Annotated in this window: 1 protein-coding gene; it reads left to right on the forward strand. The window is 36.6% G+C overall.

The genetic code is table 11. The features are described 5' to 3' along the window. The first annotated feature begins 257 nt into the window (after window positions 1-257). Complete coding sequence (metG, locus tag Sarmat_RS06520; RefSeq protein WP_202149950.1) at window positions 258-1,778, forward strand: methionine--tRNA ligase; 1,521 nt, start codon at window positions 258-260, stop codon at window positions 1,776-1,778. Window positions 1,779-2,386 lie beyond the last annotated feature (608 nt).

Consider the following 2,386-nt stretch of genomic DNA (forward strand, 5'->3'; position numbering starts at 1 on the left):
TATTTTCTATATTTTCATATGGACTTACTTTTTTAAGAAAAATATTAATGCAATCAAAATTCATCGAAATTTTTGATTTTTTCTTCAGATCTATTATGTCTAACAATCCTTTAAATTCAAAGCTTAAGCAACTATGTGTCCGGTACTAAGGGTTAGATTCTAAAAAAGAGTTTGAGTTGAGAGAGTAATTGCAAAAACTAAGTGTTAAGCTATAGTTATAAAAAATAATACTTGACGAATGTTTTATTCTATACACAATGCAACAACAATCTTACTATATCACCACCCCTATCTATTATGTAAACGATGTGCCACACATAGGTCATGCCTACACTAACGTCGCTTCTGACGTTGTGGCGCGTTTTATGCGTTTATCCGGTTTAAACGTGAGGTTTTTAACTGGCACAGACGAGCATGGGCAAAAAATCCAGAAATCAGCGGAATTAAAAAATATACCAGTTCAAAAATTTGTTAATGCCCACGCCTCAAGCTTTATAGAGTTGAATAGCACGCTGCGCATCTCTAATGACGACTTTATACGCACCACTCAAACTAGACATAAGGATGGTGTTTGTGAGATATGGAATAGATTAGAACGTAATGGCTATATCTATAGGGGGCACTATGAAGGCTGGTATTGCATGAGAGACGAAGCTTTTTATGATCAGTCAGAGTTAACGTCAGATGGTAAGGCGCCTAGTGGTGCAGATGTAGAGTGGATTAAAGAGCCTAGTTATTTTTTTGCATTATCCGCTTTTCAAGAAAGGCTGCTGGAATTCTACGAACAGCATCCGCACTTCGTTTTCCCAACATCCCGTAGGAATGAGATTATAAGTTTTGTGAAGAGCGGTTTGCAAGATTTATCTATTTCTCGCACTAATTTTGATTGGGGAATAAGAGTGCCCACCGACCCAGAGCATGTGATATATGTTTGGATTGATGCATTAACTAATTATCTTTCAGCATTAAACTATCATGTGGGTAGTGAGGGGGATGGTTTATATCGTGAGTTTTGGCCAGCGGTGCACGTGATTGGCAAGGACATCATTCGCTTTCATGCTGTATATTGGCCAGCGATGTTGATGGGCGCTGGCATTGAATTGCCTAAACGCATTGTTTCGCATGGGTGGTGGACTAATAATGGACAGAAGATTTCTAAATCCTTGGGAAATGCAATAAATCCTATAGAACTTGTAGGTGAGTTTGGGGTAGATTGTGTGCGTTATTTTTTAATGCGTCAAATTACCTTTGGGTCAGATGGTGATTATAACAGAGAGAGTTTGATTAATCGTTATAACACAGAGTTAGTGAACAAAATTAGTAATTTATTGCACAGAACTCTCTCCTTTTTGCACGTGAACAATGGAGGGCAAGTGCCAGAGATAGATGTTGCGCAGGTGGATGATGAAAGTCGCGCACTACTGAATTTAGCGTACGCGTTAAAAGATGAGGCGTTTGAGTTGATGAGTGGGTTTGAAATTAATAAAGTATTAGAGAGAATAGTGTATTTAGCCGATGAAGCTAATGCTTATATCGAACATCAAGCTCCATGGGACTCAAAGAAGACAGACCGTAATAAAATGTTGCAAACCTTATATGTTTTGTTAGAAGTGCTGCGATACATCGCAACTTATCTACAGCCATTTATTCCAGATGGGGCGTCGAAGATGTTAGAGCAGTTAGGTATTGATAGAGATGCGCGCAGTTTTTGTGCTTTGGAACGCTCTATGGATAAATGGGAGCCGCAGAGAAGCGAGCCTATTTTTATGCGTTTGTGAGCAATGGATGAAAATGTTTTGCGCGCGTGTGTCCAAGCGGAGACTGGATATTTCATCTAACTCTCAACCTCAAAATCCTTAATAATTACAAAAAGATAATCTAATAATCGATCAATTTTTTCAAATGACCGTTTGTTCTTAGTAGCTTTTCTAATCTTCTTATTAAGACTCTCTATTGAATTTATAGTAGATCTGTTGCGTAAGTGAGAATATATCGCCTAATGATAGAAAGAGGTCTTGATTTTTCAAGACAGAAGGTATATATGGAGTTTATTTTAGCACAAAACTACTCCATATATGGCAATATCATACACAAAAATCAGGAAACATCCAAGAATTTTTTTAAGATTATTTATATATAATAAGATAATTAGACCTCTTGCGTAAGTATATAGAATTGGAAATTACTGACAGGGAGGGATTGATATTTTTTATAAAGCGTGTATAGAACTTGATTTTTAACCAACAAGAGACTACACACAATGATAAGATACAGTAAAATTGCTAAACATCCAAGAGTTTTTTTAAGATTATTTGGCATGGAGCTAGAAAAGTTTGAAATAATAATAAAGAAGCTAGAAAAAATCTGGGATAAAAGAGTCGTAGGC

Source organism: Candidatus Sarmatiella mevalonica, from assembly GCF_016751895.1.
GTDB classification, from domain to species: domain Bacteria; phylum Pseudomonadota; class Alphaproteobacteria; order Rickettsiales; family Rickettsiaceae; genus Sarmatiella; species Sarmatiella mevalonica.

Bases quoted from the DNA above. Each gene is read 5' to 3' on its own strand.
- metG (WP_202149950.1), top strand. From the start codon at position 258: ATGCAACAACAATCTTACTATATCACCACCCCTATCTATTATGTAAAC.